This is a genomic window from Burkholderia sp. AU15512 (assembly GCF_002223325.1).
GTDB lineage: Bacteria > Pseudomonadota > Gammaproteobacteria > Burkholderiales > Burkholderiaceae > Burkholderia.
The window spans coordinates 1,932,561-1,948,915 of the sequence record NZ_NKEX01000003.1 but is presented as its reverse complement, the minus strand read 5'-3'; the positions used below and the strand labels follow the sequence as shown (position 1 = coordinate 1,948,915).

The 16,355-nt window shown below is 67.5% G+C and carries 14 protein-coding genes; 9 read left to right on the top strand and 5 right to left on the bottom strand.

All coding sequences use genetic code 11. The annotated features are described in order from the left end of the window. The first annotated feature begins 1 nt into the window (after position 1). From cyoB to cyoD, 3 genes are read left to right on the top strand one after another with little or no spacing between them, the layout of a single operon-like run. Positions 2-2,008, top strand: a complete 2,007-nt coding sequence (gene cyoB, locus CFB43_RS11690; RefSeq protein ID WP_089495134.1) for a cytochrome o ubiquinol oxidase subunit I — start codon at positions 2-4, stop codon at positions 2,006-2,008. After that, a complete protein-coding gene (cyoC, locus tag CFB43_RS11685; protein WP_089495133.1) occupies positions 2,008-2,616 on the top strand; it encodes a cytochrome o ubiquinol oxidase subunit III in 609 nt (202 codons plus the stop codon). The genes cyoB and cyoC overlap by 1 nt, the downstream gene beginning before the upstream one ends. After that, positions 2,617-2,949, top strand: a complete 333-nt coding sequence (cyoD, locus tag CFB43_RS11680) for a cytochrome o ubiquinol oxidase subunit IV (protein ID WP_009692722.1) — start codon at positions 2,617-2,619, stop codon at positions 2,947-2,949. It begins immediately after the preceding gene. A 108-nt stretch (positions 2,950-3,057) separates the two neighbouring features. On the opposite strand, the gene CFB43_RS11675 is transcribed toward cyoD, so the two are convergent. Then, on the bottom strand, positions 3,058-3,357 hold the full coding sequence (locus CFB43_RS11675; protein ID WP_039342572.1) for a DUF4148 domain-containing protein: 300 nt from the start codon (positions 3,355-3,357) through the stop codon (positions 3,058-3,060). 216 nt (positions 3,358-3,573) lie between these two features. Between CFB43_RS11675 and CFB43_RS11670 the strand changes: the two genes are divergently transcribed. From CFB43_RS11670 to CFB43_RS11660, 3 genes are read left to right on the top strand one after another with little or no spacing between them, the layout of a single operon-like run. Further along, the gene (locus CFB43_RS11670) at positions 3,574-4,248 is read left to right on the top strand and encodes a response regulator transcription factor (protein WP_039342574.1); all 675 of its coding nucleotides are present in this window, start codon (positions 3,574-3,576) and stop codon (positions 4,246-4,248) included. Between the two features lie 11 nt (positions 4,249-4,259). Then, positions 4,260-5,651 carry a sensor histidine kinase gene (locus CFB43_RS11665; RefSeq protein ID WP_089495132.1) on the top strand — a complete coding sequence of 464 codons (1,392 nt, stop codon included), beginning with the start codon at positions 4,260-4,262 and terminating at the stop codon, positions 5,649-5,651. A gap of 19 nt (positions 5,652-5,670) precedes the next feature. After that, complete coding sequence (locus CFB43_RS11660) at positions 5,671-6,336, top strand: response regulator transcription factor (RefSeq protein ID WP_089495131.1); 666 nt, start codon at positions 5,671-5,673, stop codon at positions 6,334-6,336. Between the two features lie 78 nt (positions 6,337-6,414). Here the strand turns inward: CFB43_RS11660 and CFB43_RS11655 are convergent, their stop codons facing one another. From CFB43_RS11655 to CFB43_RS11640, 4 genes are read right to left on the bottom strand one after another with little or no spacing between them, the layout of a single operon-like run. Continuing rightward, positions 6,415-6,786, bottom strand: coding sequence for a hypothetical protein (locus CFB43_RS11655; RefSeq protein ID WP_256989970.1), 372 nt, complete (start codon positions 6,784-6,786; stop codon positions 6,415-6,417). Continuing rightward, positions 6,783-8,198, bottom strand: a complete 1,416-nt coding sequence (locus tag CFB43_RS11650) for an efflux transporter outer membrane subunit (RefSeq protein ID WP_089495130.1) — start codon at positions 8,196-8,198, stop codon at positions 6,783-6,785. Before CFB43_RS11650 ends, CFB43_RS11655 begins: the two co-directional genes overlap by 4 nt. After that, positions 8,191-9,366, bottom strand: a complete 1,176-nt coding sequence (locus CFB43_RS11645) for an efflux RND transporter periplasmic adaptor subunit (protein WP_089495129.1) — start codon at positions 9,364-9,366, stop codon at positions 8,191-8,193. The genes CFB43_RS11650 and CFB43_RS11645 overlap by 8 nt, the downstream gene beginning before the upstream one ends. After that, positions 9,356-12,574 (bottom strand): efflux RND transporter permease subunit, encoded by a 3,219-nt coding sequence (locus CFB43_RS11640; RefSeq protein WP_089495128.1) that lies wholly within the window; start codon positions 12,572-12,574, stop codon positions 9,356-9,358. Before CFB43_RS11640 ends, CFB43_RS11645 begins: the two co-directional genes overlap by 11 nt. A 297-nt stretch (positions 12,575-12,871) precedes the next feature. Between CFB43_RS11640 and CFB43_RS11635 the strand changes: the two genes are divergently transcribed. From CFB43_RS11635 to CFB43_RS11625, 3 genes are all read left to right on the top strand, one after another. Then, positions 12,872-13,237, top strand: a complete 366-nt coding sequence (locus CFB43_RS11635; RefSeq protein ID WP_089440468.1) for a hypothetical protein — start codon at positions 12,872-12,874, stop codon at positions 13,235-13,237. Positions 13,238-13,376: 139 nt separating this feature from the next. Further along, positions 13,377-15,248: an extracellular solute-binding protein gene (locus CFB43_RS11630; RefSeq protein ID WP_089495127.1), complete on the top strand. Its 1,872-nt coding sequence runs from the start codon at positions 13,377-13,379 to the stop codon at positions 15,246-15,248. 52 nt (positions 15,249-15,300) lie between these two features. Further along, entirely contained in the window at positions 15,301-16,344 is a 1,044-nt protein-coding gene (locus CFB43_RS11625) for a microcin C ABC transporter permease YejB (protein ID WP_089440466.1), read from the top strand. Positions 16,345-16,355: the final 11 nt, after the last annotated feature.

Below are 16,355 nucleotides of genomic sequence, written 5' to 3'. Positions count from 1 at the left end.
CATGTTCGGCAAACTCACACTCTCGGCGATCCCGTTCGATCAGCCCATCATCATGGGGGCAGGCGCCTTCATGGGGCTGGTCGTGCTGGGCATCCTCGCCGCGCTGACGATCACCGGCCGATGGAAATGGCTGTGGACGCAATGGCTGACCACGGTCGATCACAAGAAGCTCGGCGTGATGTACATCATCGTCGCGCTGATCATGCTGCTGCGCGGCTTCGCGGACGCGATCATGATGCGCATGCAGCTCGCGCTCTCGTACAACGGGCCCGGCTACCTGCCGCCGCACCACTATGACCAGGTCTTCACGGCACACGGCGTGATCATGATCTTCTTCATGGCGATGGTGTTCATGGTGGGCCTGATGAACCTGATCGTGCCGCTGCAGATCGGCGCGCGCGACGTCGCATTCCCGTTCATCAACTCGCTGTCGTTCTGGATGACGGCCGTCAGCGCGATCCTGATCAACGTGTCGCTCGTGATCGGCGAATTCGCCCAGACGGGCTGGCTCGCGTATCCGCCGCTGTCGGAGCTGCAGTTCAGTCCGGGGGTAGGGGTCGACTACTACCTGTGGGCGCTGCAGATCTCGGGCGTCGGCACGCTATTGACCGGCGTGAACTTCTTCGTGACGATCATCAAGATGCGCGCGCCGGGCATGACGCTGATGAAGATGCCGGTGTTCACGTGGACCGCGCTCTGCACGAACGTGCTGATCATGGCGTCGTTCCCGATCCTGACCGCGACGCTCGCACTGCTCGGCCTCGACCGTTACCTCGGCATGCACTTCTTCACGAACGAAGCCGGCGGCAACGCGATGCTGTACCTGAACCTGATCTGGGCATGGGGTCACCCCGAGGTGTACATCCTGATCCTGCCGGCGTTCGGCATTTTCTCGGAAGTCATCTCGACGTTCGCGAAGAAGCCGCTGTTCGGCTACAAGACGATGGTGTACGCGACCTGCGCGATCATGGTGCTGTCGTTCCTCGTGTGGCTGCACCACTTCTTCACGATGGGCTCGGGTGCGAACGTGAACGCGTTCTTCGGCATCATGACGATGATCATCGCGATCCCGACCGGCGTGAAGGTGTTCAACTGGCTGTTTACGATGTACCGCGGCCGGATCGAATTCACGACGCCGGTGCTGTGGACGATCGGCTTCATGGTCACGTTCACGCTCGGCGGCATGACCGGCGTGATGATGGCGATTCCCGGCGCGGACTTCGTGCTGCACAACAGCCTGTTCCTGATCGCGCACTTCCACAACGTGATCATCGGCGGCGTGCTGTTCGGCTATCTCGCGGGCTTCAACTACTGGTTCCCGAAGGCGTTCGGCTTCAAGCTGAACGAGAAGCTCGGCAAGGCGGCGTTCTGGTTCTGGCAGATCGGTTTCTACGTGGCGTTCGTGCCGCTCTACGTGCTCGGCTTCATGGGCATGACGCGCCGGATCAACCATTACGACAACCCGGCCTGGCATCCGTGGCTGCTGGTCGCCGCATTCGGCGCCGTGCTGATCGCGATCGGCATTGCATGCCAGCTGCTGCAACTGGTGGTCAGCATCCGCAACCGCAACCTGCCCGAGTACCGCGACACGACGGGCGATCCGTGGGGCGGCCGCACGCTGGAGTGGGCGACCTCGTCGCCGCCGGCCGACTACAACTTCGCGGTGATCCCGCAAGTGCGCACGCTCGACGCGTATGCGGACATGAAGGCACACGGCGAAGGCCGGCCGAACCCGGCGGCGATTCGCGATATCCACATGCCGTCGAATACCTGCGCGGGCCTCGTGGTCGCGATCTTCAGCCTGGTGCTCGGCTTCGCGCTGGTGTGGCACATCTGGTGGATGGCGATCGGCGGGCTCGTCGGGATCGTCGCGACGCTCGTGATCTACAGCTCGCGCGACAATGACGGCTATTACATCCCCGCGTCGACGGTGCGGAAGATCGAAGACAAGCAGCCGACGAAGCGCGTGGCTGCGCGCGTCGACGACGTGGAACTGGAGGCCAACTGATGTTGCAGAAAACCTTGAGCGCAACCCTGCTCGAGCACGACGACCATCCGCCGTCGCATTCGGTGTTCGGGTTCTGGCTGTACCTGATGACCGACTGCGTGATCTTCGCGGCGCTGTTCGCGACGTTCGCGGTGCTCGGCCAGCAGTATGCGGGCGGGCCGACCGCGAAAGACCTGTTCGATATCCCGGGCGTCGCGGTGGAAACGGGCGCGCTGCTGCTGTCGAGCATCACGTACGGCTTCGCGATGCTCGCTGCGTACAAGCAGCGGCGCGGCGCGCTGCTCGCGTGGCTTGGCGTGACGTTCGTGCTCGGCGCGGCGTTTCTCGTGATGGAACTGCGCGAGTTCTCGCACCTGATCGCGGAGGGCGCAGGCCCGCAGCGCAGCGCGTTCCTGTCGGCGTTCTTCACGCTGGTCGGCACGCACGGGCTGCACGTGACGGCCGGCCTGCTGTGGATGATCGTGCTCGCCGGGCAGATCGTGTTGCGCGGCGGCGATCTGACCGATCGCGACCTGCGACGCCTGACGTGCCTGAGCCTCTTCTGGCACTTCCTCGACATCGTGTGGATCTGCGTGTTTTCCTTTGTCTATCTCGCGAGCGTGATCTAAATGGCCCATTCGCATTCGTCTCAACTCGAAGAAGGGCACGGCAGTGTCGGCGGCTACGTCGCCGGCTTCATCCTGTCGGTGCTGCTCACGGCCGCGTCGTTCGGCCTCGTGATGGGCGGCGTGCTGTCGCCGCACGCGTCGCTGGTCGCGCTGGCCGTGCTCGCGTTCGTGCAGATCGTCGTGCACCTCGTGTACTTCCTGCACATGAACGGCTCGTCGGGCCAGCGCTGGAACGTGATGGCGTTCAGCTACACGGTGCTGACCGCGGCGATCCTGATCGTCGGCACGCTGTGGGTGATGCACAACGTCAGCATGAACATGATGTCGCGCTGAGCGGCAGCCAGGCGCAGCGGTCGATATCCATGCGCGTTCATGAACAAAAGGCGGCACGCGCGTGCCGCCTTTTGCTTTTTTTCGGCCGTGTCGCGCCGGGCAGCGGACTCAGTGCCGTGCGCCCGCATCCGCCGTCAGCGCGTGCGTGCAGTCGGCGCGGTACTCGGCGGCGAGCCGATCTTTCGCACCGTCGAGATCGTCGGGGTAATACGGGCTTGCATGCGCTGGTTCGTAGCCGACCTGTTCGAGTTCGGTCAGTTCGCGCACGAGGTCCGCATGCGTGACGTCGTGGCCGGTGTGGACGAACGGATACGCGTTGCATTCCTGCGGCGTCAGGTGCGGTGCCGCGAACGCGGCGGTGCTGGCGCATGCGAGCAGCATGCAGGCGACGGTAGTCGACAGTTTCATCCGGAAGCTCCTGGTTGCGCGGCCCGATGCCGCATGACGTCAGCGTAGGCGGCGTGCACGAGGGGGTGGGCGACGCCCGGATGAAACATGTTTCACCCGTGCGCCACGGCGCCGGATGAAGCATTTTTCATGTAACGCCGGACGGCGATCGAGGCGGCTACGATAGTCGCGGGCGCATCGCGTGCGCCCGTCATGACGTTCATTGCGAGGGCAACCATGCGAGTACTGACGGTCGAGGATGATGCGGTGACCGCGAACGAAATCGTCGGCGAATTGACCGCGCGCGGGTTCGAGGTCGACTGGATCGACAACGGCCGCGAAGGCATGCTGCGCGCGATGAGCGCATCATACGACGCGATCACGCTCGACCGGATGCTGCCGGGCGCGGATGGCCTCGCGATCCTGACCGCGATGCGCACGGTCGGCATCGATACGCCGGTGCTGATGCTGAGCGCGCTCGGAGATGTCGACGAGCGCATCCGCGGGCTGCGCGCGGGCGGCGACGATTACCTGACGAAGCCGTTCGATTCCGGCGAGCTGAGCGCCCGCATCGAGGTGCTGCTGCGTCGCCGGCAGGCGTCGGGCGTGCCGCAGCAGACGCTGTTGAAGGTCGGGGCGCTCGAGCTCGATCTCATTTCGCGCTGCGCGCGTCGCGGGGCCGACGAGATTCCGCTGCTACCGACCGAGTTCCGCGTGCTCGAATTCATGATGCGCAATGCGGGGCAGACGATCACGCGCACGATGCTGTTCGAGACGGTATGGGGTTATCACTTCGATCCCGGCACCAACCTGATCGACGTCCACATGGGCCGGTTGCGCAAGAAGATCGATCCGCCCGGCGTGACCCCGATGATCCAGACGGTGCGCGGCTCGGGCTACATGCTCGCATGACGGAGGCTCGGATGGATGCGGCTCGCGCGGCGAACTTCACGCGCCGCTGGCACACGACGACGTTTCGGTGGCTGTGCGCGTATGCGGCGATCTTCTCGGTTTCGCTGCTCGTGCTCGCGGGCGTGATCAGCGTGGCCGCGACGCACACGATGGCGCGCGACACCGACGAGGTGCTCGCATGGCAACTGATCTATTTCGATTCGATTCCCGATGCCGAGCTGCCGCTCGCGATCCACCGGCGGCTCGAGCACGAGCACATGCATACCAGTTTCTACGGGCTGTTCGACGCGAACGGGCGCCGCGTGGCCGGGGACATCGCTACGCCGCCCGCGCTGCGCACGGATCGCCACGGACGCACGCTGAACCGCACGCTTGCGCCGCTCGACGGCCAGCCCGCGCCGATCACGCGCGCGATGGCGGTACGCCGCGACAACGGGATGACGCTGGTCGTCGCACGCGACCTGTCCCATTTCATCCAGATCCGCGATGTCGCGATCCGCGGGCTCGTGATCGGCGGCGTGATGATCCTGATCGCGGGCATCGCGGGCGGCAGCATGCTCGGCATGCGGCAGATGCGCCGCGTCGCCGCGATCCGGCGCGTCACGCGGCAGATCGCCGAGGGCGATCTCGGCAAGCGGCTGCCGGTCGGACGCTACGACGAACTCGACCTGCTCGCGCATCTCGTGAACCACATGCTCGACGAAGTCGAGCGGCTGATGGGCGAGGTGCGTCATACCTGCGACGGCATCGCGCACGATCTGCGCACGCCGCTCGCACGCGTGCACACGATGCTGGCCCGGCTCGCGGAGCAGCCGTTTTGCGTGGACGACCCGGCGTCGTCGGCATTGCTCGCGTCGGCGCGCGACGAGACCGACCGCTTGCTCGAGCGCTTTCGCGCGATGCTGCGCATCTCCGAGATCGGCACGCTGAGCCGGCGTGGCGGCTTTGCCGCGGTCGACGTCGCGGCCTTGCTGCGCGACGTTTGCGAGCTCTATGAGCCGCTGGCCGAAGCCGTCGACGTGTCGTTCGAACTCGCTTCAGCATCGGTCGACCGCATTCATGGCGATCGTGCGTTGCTGTTCGAGGCATTCAGCAATCTCGCGGACAACGCGATCAAGTTCACGCCGCCGGGCGGCCGCGTGCGCGTCGCGCTCCAGTCAACGCCGAGCGGGCCGCTCGTGCGGATCGAGGACACCGGGCCCGGCATCCCGCCCGGCGAACGCGACGCGGTGCTCGAGCGTTTCTATCGCGGCGAGCGCACGCGCCATGTGAGCGGCTCGGGGTTGGGGCTGAGCATCGTCTCGGCGGTGATGCGCGTGCACGGCTTTGCGCTGCGGATCGGCGATGCACCGCTGGCCGGCGCGGCGATCACGGTCGAATGCTGGCCGCGCTCGCTCGCGTGACGGCGTCGGGGAACGAGCGATGCGCATCCTGCTGATTTCTTCGCCGAACCCGGAGGCGGCGCGGCTCGACAAGGCCTTTCGCGAGAGCACGCACGGCGTCGAGCGCGTCGACGGATGGCGCGACGGCTGCTTCGTGGCGACCCAGGACCGGTTCGATGCCATCGTGATCATTGCGCCCGATACCGCTGCCGACCCCACGATGCTCGAGGCATTGCCGCGACTCGCCGCATCGGCGGGCGGCGCAACGATTGCCGCGATCGTGGGCGGGACGACACCTGCGCAGCGCGCGCGGATGTTGCTGGCCGGCTGCGATGTGTGTCTTGCCCATCCCTGTTCGTTCGTGGAGCTGCACGAGCGGTTGCGTGCGCTGTGGCGCCGCAACGGTGTCATCGCGATGCGCGAGTCGGTCCGGCTCGACGTGGCCGCGCGTGCACTCGAGGAGCGGGGCCGGAGGCTGGCGCTCAGCATGCGGGAATTTCGTCTCGTCGAATGCCTGCTGCGCGAAGCGGGGCGACCGGTCGGGCGCGATGCCGTGCTGCGTTATGCGTGGGGTGATGCCGACGTCGAACCCGAGACGGTCAATGCGCTGGTCGTGCGGTTGCGGCGCAAGCTGGCCGCACACGCGTTTTCCGCGCGCATCGAAACGGTTGCGCGATTCGGGTTCAGGTTCGACGCAGGCGGATGACGGAGCGGCATCGCGCTGTGCCTGGCAGATGGCACAGCGCGATGCCGCGCGTCGCGCGGCAGGTTCGGTTGCGCACGTTCAGTGCGAATAGAGTTCGCGGTTGAGTTGCGCGAGCTGGCCATCGCGTTCGGCGTGGACGAGTTCACGATAAACCTGTGCACGTGTCAGCGGCGTCGCCGGTCGCGCGTTCCATGCCGGTTGAGACGACAACGATGCGGAAGCGGTCGCGGCGTACGTCTGCGGCGCAGTCGCGGTGTCGGGCTGCGTTGCGCTGGCCCGGCCGGGCAGCGCGACGCACAGGGCGGAGAGCAGGGTGGCGAACATCAATGTCTTCATGGCGTGATCCTTTTCAAGTGACAGTGGCCGGTGCTGCGATGGCGATGCCGGCAGGGTCGACGTTATCGGATGCGCCCGTGCGGGCACCGGGCGCGCCGATGAAGAAACGTTCATGAACGTGCGGCGTGCCAGCCGCCGCCGAGCGCGCGCACGAGCCCGACGGATGCCTGCAGGCGTCGGGCGTCGACGTCGAGCGCCGCGATCTGCGTATCGAGTTCGGTCGTCTGCGCGGTGACCACGTCGAGATAGCTGACCGCGCCGTCTCGATAGCGCGACATCGCCAGCGCAAGCGAGTGCCGCGCCGCGACGAGCGCCGCGTCGTCCTGGTCCGATTCGTCGCCGAGGCGATGCAACTGCGCGAGATCGTCCTCGACGTCGCGGAATGCCTGCAGCACGACCGCGCGGTAGCGCGCGCCCTGTTCGTCGAACTGCGCGCGCGCATGGCGTACGCCGGCGGCACGCCGGCCCCCGTCGAACAGCGTCATCGCGAGACGCGGCCCGATCGACCAGATCTCGTTGGGCGCGGCGAGCCACGGCGAAAACGTATCGCTCTGGAATCCGGCGTCGAGGCCGAGCGACAGGTCGGGAAAGTACGCGGCGCGTGCGACGCCGATTCGCGCGTTCGCGGCCGCGACGCGGCGTTCGGCGGCGGCGACGTCGGGCCTGCGTTCGAGCAGCGTCGACGCGAGTCCGGTCGGAATCGACGGCACGCCCGGCAGCGCCGCAACGGGCGGCAGCGAGAACGTCGACGCGGATTCCCCGACGAGTGCCGCGATCGCATGCTCGTCGAGCGCGCGACGAGCGGCGATGTCGGACGCACGCGCCTGGGCGAGCGCGAGTTGCGTTTGCGCACGCGAAACGTCGAGCCCCGATGCGAGGCCGCCGCGATGGCGACTGACCGTCAGTTGCCATGCACGACGGTACGTGTCGATCGTTTGCGCGAGCGTGTCCGCTTCACGGTCGAGCCCCGCGAGGTCGAAGTAGGTGCTGGCGACGGCGGCCTGCAGGCTGAGCCGGACCGACGCGAGGTCGTCGTCGGCCGCCTGCGCGTCGTCGCGGCCGGCCGCGACCGCGTTGCGGACCTTGCCCCAGAGATCGACGTCGTAACCGAATCCCGCTTCGAGCGTGTTCGACTCATAGGTGTCGGGCTGGCCGCTGCCGCGCAGCGGCCGGCGCGCGGACTGACGGTCGCGATCGGTCTCGGCATCGATGCCCACGGCCGGCAGCAACGCCGCATGCGCCTCGTCGAACAGCGCGGCGGCTTCGTCGTGCCTTGCGACGGCGGCGGCGAGGTCGGGATTCGCGCGTGCGACGAGCGGTTCGAGCCGGTCGAGTGTCGCGTCGCCGTACACGCGCCACCAGCCGTCACGCGTCAGGCGATCGGCTGGTACGGCATCGACCCACGCGCCCGTTTCGCGAAACGCGGTCGGCACCGGAACTGCTGGCGCGCGATAGGCCGGCGCCAACGAGCAGCCGGCGAGCAGCGCGACGCTGCCCAGCCACACAGCGAGCAGACGGTCAGCCATGCGCACGCTCCGTCGCCGTGGTGCCGGCGATACGCACGGGGTCGCCGTCCGCGAGCGAATCGGGCGGATTGTCGATCACGCGGTCGGTGGCCGCGAGCCCCGATGCGATCTCGACACGCGTGCCGAGATCGGTCGCGATCGATACGGTGCGCAGCCGCGCATGCCCGGTCGCATCGAGCACGGCGACTTGCAACCCGTCGTGGCGGAAGATCAGCGTGCTTGCCGGAATCGACAGCGCATGCGCGGCGCCGGGCATCGCGATCCGCACCTGCGCGTACTCGCCCGGGAACAGCGTGCCTGCTGGATTGGCGATCGAGAACTGCGCGAGCAGCGTGCCGGAAGCCGGATCGATCGATTGGGCGGAATCCGCGAGCGTGGCGTCGAACGTCATGCCGGGGCGCTCGGGCACGGTCAGCGCGACACGCATGCCTGCGCGGATCGCGGCCGCGTCGTCTTGCGGAACGTGGACGTACAGCCGCAGCCGCCGCGCGTCCGAGACGGTGAAGAGTTCGGCGCCGTTGCCGCTGCCCGCGTCGATCAGCGCGCCGACATCGGTCTTGCGGGCCGTCACGATGCCGTCGAACGGCGCGGTGAGCCGCTTGAACGATTCGAGCGCTTCGAGCCGTCGCACGTTGGCGGTGCTTGCCGCGACGGCCGCGCGTTTCGCGTCGAGGTCGCTGCGTTTCTCGTCGGCCTCCTGCTGCGAGACGGAATCCTGCGCGAGCATCTCGGCCCAGCGAGCGGCCGTGACGGCCGCAAGCCGTTCGTTCGCGTTCGCGCTCTGCAGGTCCGCGCGTGCCTGCTGCAATTGCTGGTCGAGATCGGGCGTGTCGATCGACGCGAGCAACTGGCCGGCTTTCACATGCGCGCCGATGTCGGCATACCACGCGTGCAGGTAGCCGGGCACGCGCGCGTAGATCGGCGCGTCGACGTACGCGTCGAGCCGGCCGGGCAGCACCAGCGCGTCGGCCGCGGCCGGCTGCGGCGCAACCGTCGCGACGGTCGGGATCGCCTGTTGCACGGTCCAGGCGGCGACCGCGTGCGCATCGTTCACGCGGGCGACGACGCCGGCCGCCGCGACGGCGAGCGCGGCGATGGCGCCCGCGATCGCGAGCGGTTTCAGGTAGCGCGGCGTGCCAGGAGGGCGGACTTCGAATTCAGTGGACATGCTGTTCTCCCGGAGTGAGGGGCAGGGATTCGGAACGAGGCGCGCGATCGCGCCGGTGGACGAGGCTGAACACGACGGGCACGAACACGAGCGTCGCGACGGTCGCGCACAGCAGGCCGCCGATGACCGCGCGGCCGAGCGGCGCGTTCTGCTCGCCGCCGTCGCCGAGACCGAGGGCCATCGGCGCCATGCCGATGATCATCGCGAGTGCGGTCATCATCACGGGCCGAAAGCGCGTGAAGCCGGCTTCGAGCGCGGCGACGGCCGCATCGGCGGTGTGCGCGAGCCGTTCGCGCGCGAACGTCACCACGAGGATGCTGTTCGCGGTCGCGACGCCCATGCACAGGATCGCGCCGGTCAAGGCCGGCACCGACAGCGGCGTGCGCGTGACGAACAGCATCCAGACGATGCCGGCCAGCGCCGCGGGCAGGCCGCTCACGATCACGAATGCGTCGCGCCACGAATGGAAGTTGACGACGATCAGCAGGTAGATCAGCAGGATCGCGCCGGCGAGGCCCGCGAGCAGCCCGCCGAATGCGCCGTTCATCGTCTGTACCTGGCCGCGCACGGTCACGCGCGATCCCTTGGGCAAGCCGGCCGCGCTCGTGTGCAGTACGCGTTCGATGTCGGCGCTGACCGCACCGAGATCGCGGTCCTGCGTCGTCGCGAAGATGTCGTACAGCGGGGCGATGTCGTAGTGCGACACGACCGCGTCGGTCTGTCCGCGCACGATCGTCGCGAGCCCGCCGAGCAGTTGCGGCGCGCCCGAGCGGCCCGTTACCGGCAGCGCGCGCAGGTCCGCCAGCGATGTCATCCGGTACTGGGGCGTCTGCGCGACGATCGGATACGACACGCCGTTGTGCGGATCGAGCCAGTAGGTGGGCGACACCTGGCTCGTGCCGGACAGGCTCGCGACCACGGCATTGGTGACATCCTGCTCGGTGATGCCGAGTTGCGCGGCCCGCGTGCGGTCGACCGATACGGTGAACTGCGGATAGGTCGACGCCTGCTGCACGCGCGCGTCGGCCACTCCCGGCACGCTGCGGATGCGTCGCAACAGCTCGGTCGCATAGGTGTGGTTGGCGGCGCGATCGGGGCCCGTCACCTGCACGTCGATCGGTGCGGGCGCACCGAAGTTGAGGATCTGGCTCACGATGTCGGCGGGCAGGAACGAGAACGTCACGCCGGGAAACGCGCGCGGCAGCCGCGTACGCAACTGCTTGACGTAGTCGGCGGTCGGCGCGTGGTCGCCCGAGAGCGACACGAGGATGTCGCCGTCCTGCGGGCCGATCGTGCCGCTGTTGCTGTACGTGAGGTTGATCCCGCTGTTCGGCAGCCCCATGTTGTCGACGATGCTCGCGATCGCGTGCGGCGGCACGACGCCGCGCACCGTCTGCTCGACGTGGTCGAACAGCGCGGCCGTCTCCTCGATGCGTGTGCCGATCGGTGCGCGCACGTGAATCGCGATTTCGCCTGCGTCGACCGACGGGAAGAAGTTGCGGCCGAGCCACGGCACCAGCACGAACGACACCGCGACCGCCGCGAGGAACAGCGCGACGAAACGCGCACGGTGGACGAGTGCGAGACCGAGCACGACGCGGTAGCCGGCGCGCAGTGCCGCGAAGCGGCGCTCGAACCCTTGCTGGAACGCGACGAGCGGATTGCGTGCGCGTGGCGGCGGGAACGGCGCACCATGCGGCGCGAGCGCGGCCGCCGGATGCGCGGCATGCGGTTTCAACAGGTAGCGGGCCATCATCGGCACGAACGTGCGCGACAGCACGAACGACGCGATCATCGCGAAGATCACGGCTTCGGCCATCGGCACGAACAGGAAGCGGGCCACGCCGTCGAGCAGCAGCATCGGCACGAACACGATGCAGATGCACAGTAGCGACACGAAGGCCGGTGCGACGATCTGCGACGCACCGTCGAGGATCGCATCGCGCACCGCCTTGCCCTGTTCGAGGTGCCAGTTCACGTTCTCGATCGTGACGGTGGCATCGTCGACGAGAATGCCGACCGCGAGCGCGAGTCCGCCGAGCGTCATCACGTTGAGCGTCTCGCCCGCGGCCGCGAGCGCCGCGATCGCGGCCAGCACGGCGAGCGGAATGGACGCGGCGATGATCAGCGTCGAGCGCCAGCTGCCGAGGAACAGCAGGATCATCGCGGACGTGAGCGCGGCGGCGATCAGGCCTTCGCGGGCCACGCCGCTGACGGCGCCCTTGACGAACACGGACTGATCGCCCATCACGACGAGCCTGAGCGACGGCGGCAGGGTCGCCTCGATGCGCGGCAACTGCGCCTTGACGCCCGAGATGATGTCGAGCGTCGACGCCGAACCGCTTTTCAGCACGCTCATCAGCACCGCGCGCCGGCCGTCGACGCGCACGATGTTGCCCTGCGGCGGATAACCGTCGCGCACGTGCGCGACGTCACGCATGAAGATCACCGCGCCGTTCACGCTCCGGATCGGCAGTGCATTGAGCTGGTCGATGGTCAGCGGGCTGTCGTTGAGCCTGATGTTGTACTCGAAGCCGCCGATCTTCTGCGTGCCGGCCGGGATGATCTGGTTCTGCTGCGCCAGCGCGGTCGCGACGTCCTGTGCGGACAGCCCCTTGGCCTGCAGCGCCTGCGGATCGAGATCGATCTGCACCTGGCGCACCTTGCCGCCGTACGGCGACGGAATCGCGACCCCCGCGACGGACAGCAACTGCGGCCGGATCACGTTGGTCGCGTAGTCGCCGAGCTGCTGTTCGTTCAGCGTGTCGCTCGTCAGCGCCAGCTGCAGCACGGGCACGGTCGATGCGTTGTAGTTGAGGATCTGCGGCGGCGTGGTGCCCGGCGGCATCTGCTTGAGTACCGTCTGCGAAATCGACGTGACCTGCGCGGTCGCGGTGCGGATGTCGACGCTCGGCTGGAAGAAGATCTTGACGATCCCGAAGCTGCGGAACGACTGCGACTCGATGTGCGCAACGTCGTTGACCGTCGTGCCGAGCGTGCGCTCGTAGTAGGTGACGATGCGTCCGGCCATGTCGGCCGGCTGCAGGCCCGCGTAGTTCCACACCACGCTGATGACCGGAATCCGGATGTCGGGGAAGATGTCGGTCGGCGTGCGCAGCGCCGCGAGCGGCCCCGCGATCAGGATCAGCAGCGCGAGGACGATGAACGTGTAGGGGCGCGCAAGCGCGAGTCGGACGAGATTCAGCATCGGCAAGGTCTCCGCCGGCGCGGGGCGCCGGCCTGTCAGCGAAGTGCCGAAGCGCGGCGGGCGCCCGGTTCGGCTCGCGCAGTGTGCGTGGCGCCGCTTAACGCGGGACGCGGGGCAGGATGAAAGATGTTTTAGGAATGGGGCGTGAGGGGGCGGGGCGGGCGACGATTGTTACAAGACGTTAGCGCGGGCTTACCGTTGCGATGCGGCGCATCAGTTCTTACAAAGTGGAAATATGCGGGGACGGCGCTTGCCGTTATAGTCGAATCACACATGAAACAACCAGAAGAGGAATCCATGAAGACCTTGCGTGTTGCCTCGCTCTTGACCGGTATGACGGCCTTGCTCGTGTCGGGCGCAGCAATGGCGGGAGTCAATGTCGGGATCAATCTCGGCGTTCCGGCGCCGGTCTACGTCGCGCCCGCACCCGTGTATGCGCCGCCGCCTCCGCCGCCGGTCGTCTATCAGCCTGCGCCGGTCTACGCGCCGGCCCCTGTGTATGCACCGGGACCGGCCATCGTGATCGGCTGGCACGGCGACCGCTACTGGGACGGCCGCCGCTACTGGGGCCGTGACGAGTGGTATCGCCATCACGGCCGTGGCTGGGGCGATCGTGGCGATCGTGGCCACTGGGACAACGGCCGCCACAACGGCTGGCGCTGATCGGCAGGGCGCGCCCCTGATGCGCGCCTCCGATCCGCTCGTGAAGAAACCGCCCGCGTGGCGGTTTTCTTTTGGCTCGCTGGCTTGAATGGGTAGAATCGTCCCTCGTTACTCCCCTCATTCGACCGACAGGGCCTCTATGACGAAGGGTTCGCCCCGGGCCGCCGCCGCGCGCGTCCGCCGTGCGGCACGAACTGCCGGCCGCGCGGCCGCGGTGTTCGTGCTGCAAACGGTGCTGGCCGCGACCGCTGCGCACGCGGCCTACGCCATTGCGCAGTACGGCGAGCCGAAGTATCCGCCGGGCTTCAAGCATTTCGACTACGTCAACCCCGACGCGCCGAAGGGCGGCACGCTCGTGCTGGCGAACCCGAACCGGCTGACGTCGTTCGACAAGTTCAACCCGTTCACGATGCGCGGCAACCCCGCGCCGGGCATCGACATGCTGTTCGAGAGCCTCGCGACCGGCAGCTCGGACGAGCCGGCCTCCGCGTACGGGCTGCTCGCCGACGACATCGACATCGCGCCGGACCGCCGGTCGGTCACGTTTCACCTGAATCCGCGCGCGCGCTTCTCGAACGGCGAGCGCGTCACCGCCGACGACGTCAAGTTCTCGTTCGACACGCTGAAGAGCAAGCAGGCTGCGCCGCAGTTCGGCGCCTATTTCGCGGAGATCGCGAAGGCCGTGGTCGTCGATCCGGCCACCGTGCGCTTCGAGTTCCGCAGCGCGAACCGCGAATTGCCGCTGATCGCAGGCGGCGTGCCGGTGTTTTCCCGCAAGTGGGGATTGCGCGCGGACGGCTCGCGCATCCCGTTCGACCAGCTCGCGTTCGAGCAGCCGATCGGCAGCGGCCCGTACGTGATCGACCATTACGACAACGGCCGGACGATCACTTACCGGCGCAACCCGGCGTACTGGGGCGCCGACCTGCCGGTGCGGGTGGGCACCAACAACTTCGAGCGGATCGTCTACAAGCTGTACGGCGACGGCGTCGCGCGGCTCGAGGCGTTCAAGGCCGGCGAATACGACGTGCTCGTCGAGTACATCGCGCGCAACTGGACGCGCCGCGACGTCGGCAAGCGCTTCGACAACGGCGAGCTGGTCAAGCGTGAATTCCGCCAGCATAACGGCGCGGGCATGCAGGGCTTTTTCATGAACCTGCGCCGGCCGCTGTTTCGCGACGTGCGCGTGCGCCAGGCGCTCGACCTCGCGTTCGACTTCGAATGGCTGAACCGCCAGCTGTTTTACAGCGCCTACACGCGTATGAACAGCTACTTCGCCGATACCGACCTGCAGGCGACCGGCACGCCGGGCCCCGGCGAGCTGAAGCTGCTGGAGCCGCTGCGCGCGCAGCTCGACCCGGCCGTGTTCGGTCCGGTGGTCACGCAGCCGAACACGAATCCGCCGGGCTCGCTGCGCGCGAACCTGCTGAAGGCGCGCGCACTGCTCGCGCAGGCCGGCTGGACCTATCGGGACGGCGCGTTGCGCAACGCGAAGGGCGAGCCGTTCACGTTCGAGATCCTCGACGATTCCGGCGCGGCAATGGAAGGGATCGTGGCGGCGTATCAGCGCAATCTGGCGAAGCTCGGCATCGACGCACGTTTTCGCACGGCCGATTTCGCGCTGCTGCAAAAGCGTCTCGACGCGTTCGACTACGACATGACGACGATCCGCCTGCCGGGCGTGCAGGTGCCGGGTGCCGAGCAATACTCGCGTTACGCGAGCAAGTTCGCCGACGAGCCGGGCTCCGACAACTTCATCGGGTTGAAGTCGCCGGCCGTCGACGCGCTGCTGCACGCGCTCGGTACCGCGCAGACGCGCGAAGACCTGCTCGACGCAACGCACGCGCTCGACCGTGTGCTGATGCACGGCTACTACGCGGTCCCGCAGTGGTACAGCACGACGCACCGGGTCGCGTACAAGCGCACGCTTGCCTATCCGCAGACGCTGCCGCTGTACTATTCGGCCGAGGGCTGGGTCGTGTCGACGTGGTGGGCGAAGCCCGATCACTGAACCGCGCCGCCCTGACGTCCCATCCCGCCTACCGATCGCGAGTCGACGCCCTATGTGGAGCTACATCCTCAAACGCCTGCTGCTGATGATCCCGACGCTCATCGGCGTGCTGACCCTCACGTTCGCGGTGATCCAGTTCGTGCCGGGCGGCCCCGTCGAACAAGCCGTACAGGAATTGCGCAAGGGCGCGACGGAGCAGGGCGCGGTGCCGTTCGGGATGCGTGCGCACACCGGCGTCGACGCGCAGCAGCTCGCGCAGCTCAAGGCGCTCTACGGCTTCGACAAACCGCCGCTGGAGCGCTACTGGCTGATGCTCAAGCGCTTCGCGCGCTTCGATCTCGGCGAAAGCTACTTCCGCCACCAGAGCGTGTGGTCGCTGGTCGTGCAGAAGCTGCCCGTGTCGATCAGCATCGGGCTGTGGACGTTCTTCCTCACGTACCTGATATCGGTGCCGCTCGGCATCGCGAAGGCCGTGCGCAACGGCTCGCCGTTCGATGTCGCGACGAGCCTCGTCGTGCTCGTCGGCTATGCGATTCCGGGCTTCGTGCTCGGCGTGCTGCTGCTCGTGCTGTTCGGCGGCGGCTCGTTCTGGCAGCTGTTCCCGCTGCGCGGGCTCACGTCGGACAACTTCGCGCAGCTGTCGCTCGTCGGCAAGGTGCTCGACTATCTGTGGCACATCGCGCTGCCGATCACGGCGTCGGTCGTCGGCAGCTTCGCGGTCGTCACGATGCTGACGAAGAATGCGTTCCTCGACCAGATCCGCCGGCAATACGTGCTGACCGCGCGTGCGAAGGGGCTTTCCGAGCGCAACGTGCTGTGGAAGCACGTGTTTCGCAATGCGATGCTGCCGCTGATCGTCGGCTTTCCGGCTGCGTTCATCGGCGCGTTCTTCACCGGCAGCCTGCTGATCGAGACGCTGTTCTCGCTCGACGGCCTCGGGCTGCTGTCGTACGAGTCGGTCGTGCGGCGCGACTATCCGGTCGTGCTCGGCACGCTCTATCTGTTCACGCTGATCGGGCTCGCGACCAAGCTGATCTCCGATCTCTGCTATGTGTGGGTCGATCCGCGCATTCAATTCGACACCCTGGAGCGCTGACATGAAACCGT

Excerpts from the sequence above, each read along its gene's own strand:
- cyoB (WP_089495134.1), top strand. The coding sequence starts at position 2 with ATGTTCGGCAAACTCACACTCTCGGCGATCCCGTTCGATCAGCCCATC.
- cyoC (WP_089495133.1), top strand. The coding sequence starts at position 2,008 with ATGTTGCAGAAAACCTTGAGCGCAACCCTGCTCGAGCACGACGACCAT.
- cyoD (WP_009692722.1), top strand. The coding sequence starts at position 2,617 with ATGGCCCATTCGCATTCGTCTCAACTCGAAGAAGGGCACGGCAGTGTC.
- CFB43_RS11675 (WP_039342572.1), bottom strand. The coding sequence starts at position 3,357 with ATGAAACTGTCGACTACCGTCGCCTGCATGCTGCTCGCATGCGCCAGC.
- CFB43_RS11670 (WP_039342574.1), top strand. The coding sequence starts at position 3,574 with ATGCGAGTACTGACGGTCGAGGATGATGCGGTGACCGCGAACGAAATC.
- CFB43_RS11665 (WP_089495132.1), top strand. The coding sequence starts at position 4,260 with ATGGATGCGGCTCGCGCGGCGAACTTCACGCGCCGCTGGCACACGACG.
- CFB43_RS11660 (WP_089495131.1), top strand. The coding sequence starts at position 5,671 with ATGCGCATCCTGCTGATTTCTTCGCCGAACCCGGAGGCGGCGCGGCTC.
- CFB43_RS11655 (WP_256989970.1), bottom strand. The coding sequence starts at position 6,786 with ATGAACGTTTCTTCATCGGCGCGCCCGGTGCCCGCACGGGCGCATCCG.
- CFB43_RS11650 (WP_089495130.1), bottom strand. The coding sequence starts at position 8,198 with ATGGCTGACCGTCTGCTCGCTGTGTGGCTGGGCAGCGTCGCGCTGCTC.
- CFB43_RS11645 (WP_089495129.1), bottom strand. The coding sequence starts at position 9,366 with ATGTCCACTGAATTCGAAGTCCGCCCTCCTGGCACGCCGCGCTACCTG.
- CFB43_RS11640 (WP_089495128.1), bottom strand. The coding sequence starts at position 12,574 with ATGCTGAATCTCGTCCGACTCGCGCTTGCGCGCCCCTACACGTTCATC.
- CFB43_RS11635 (WP_089440468.1), top strand. The coding sequence starts at position 12,872 with ATGAAGACCTTGCGTGTTGCCTCGCTCTTGACCGGTATGACGGCCTTG.
- CFB43_RS11630 (WP_089495127.1), top strand. The coding sequence starts at position 13,377 with ATGACGAAGGGTTCGCCCCGGGCCGCCGCCGCGCGCGTCCGCCGTGCG.
- CFB43_RS11625 (WP_089440466.1), top strand. The coding sequence starts at position 15,301 with ATGTGGAGCTACATCCTCAAACGCCTGCTGCTGATGATCCCGACGCTC.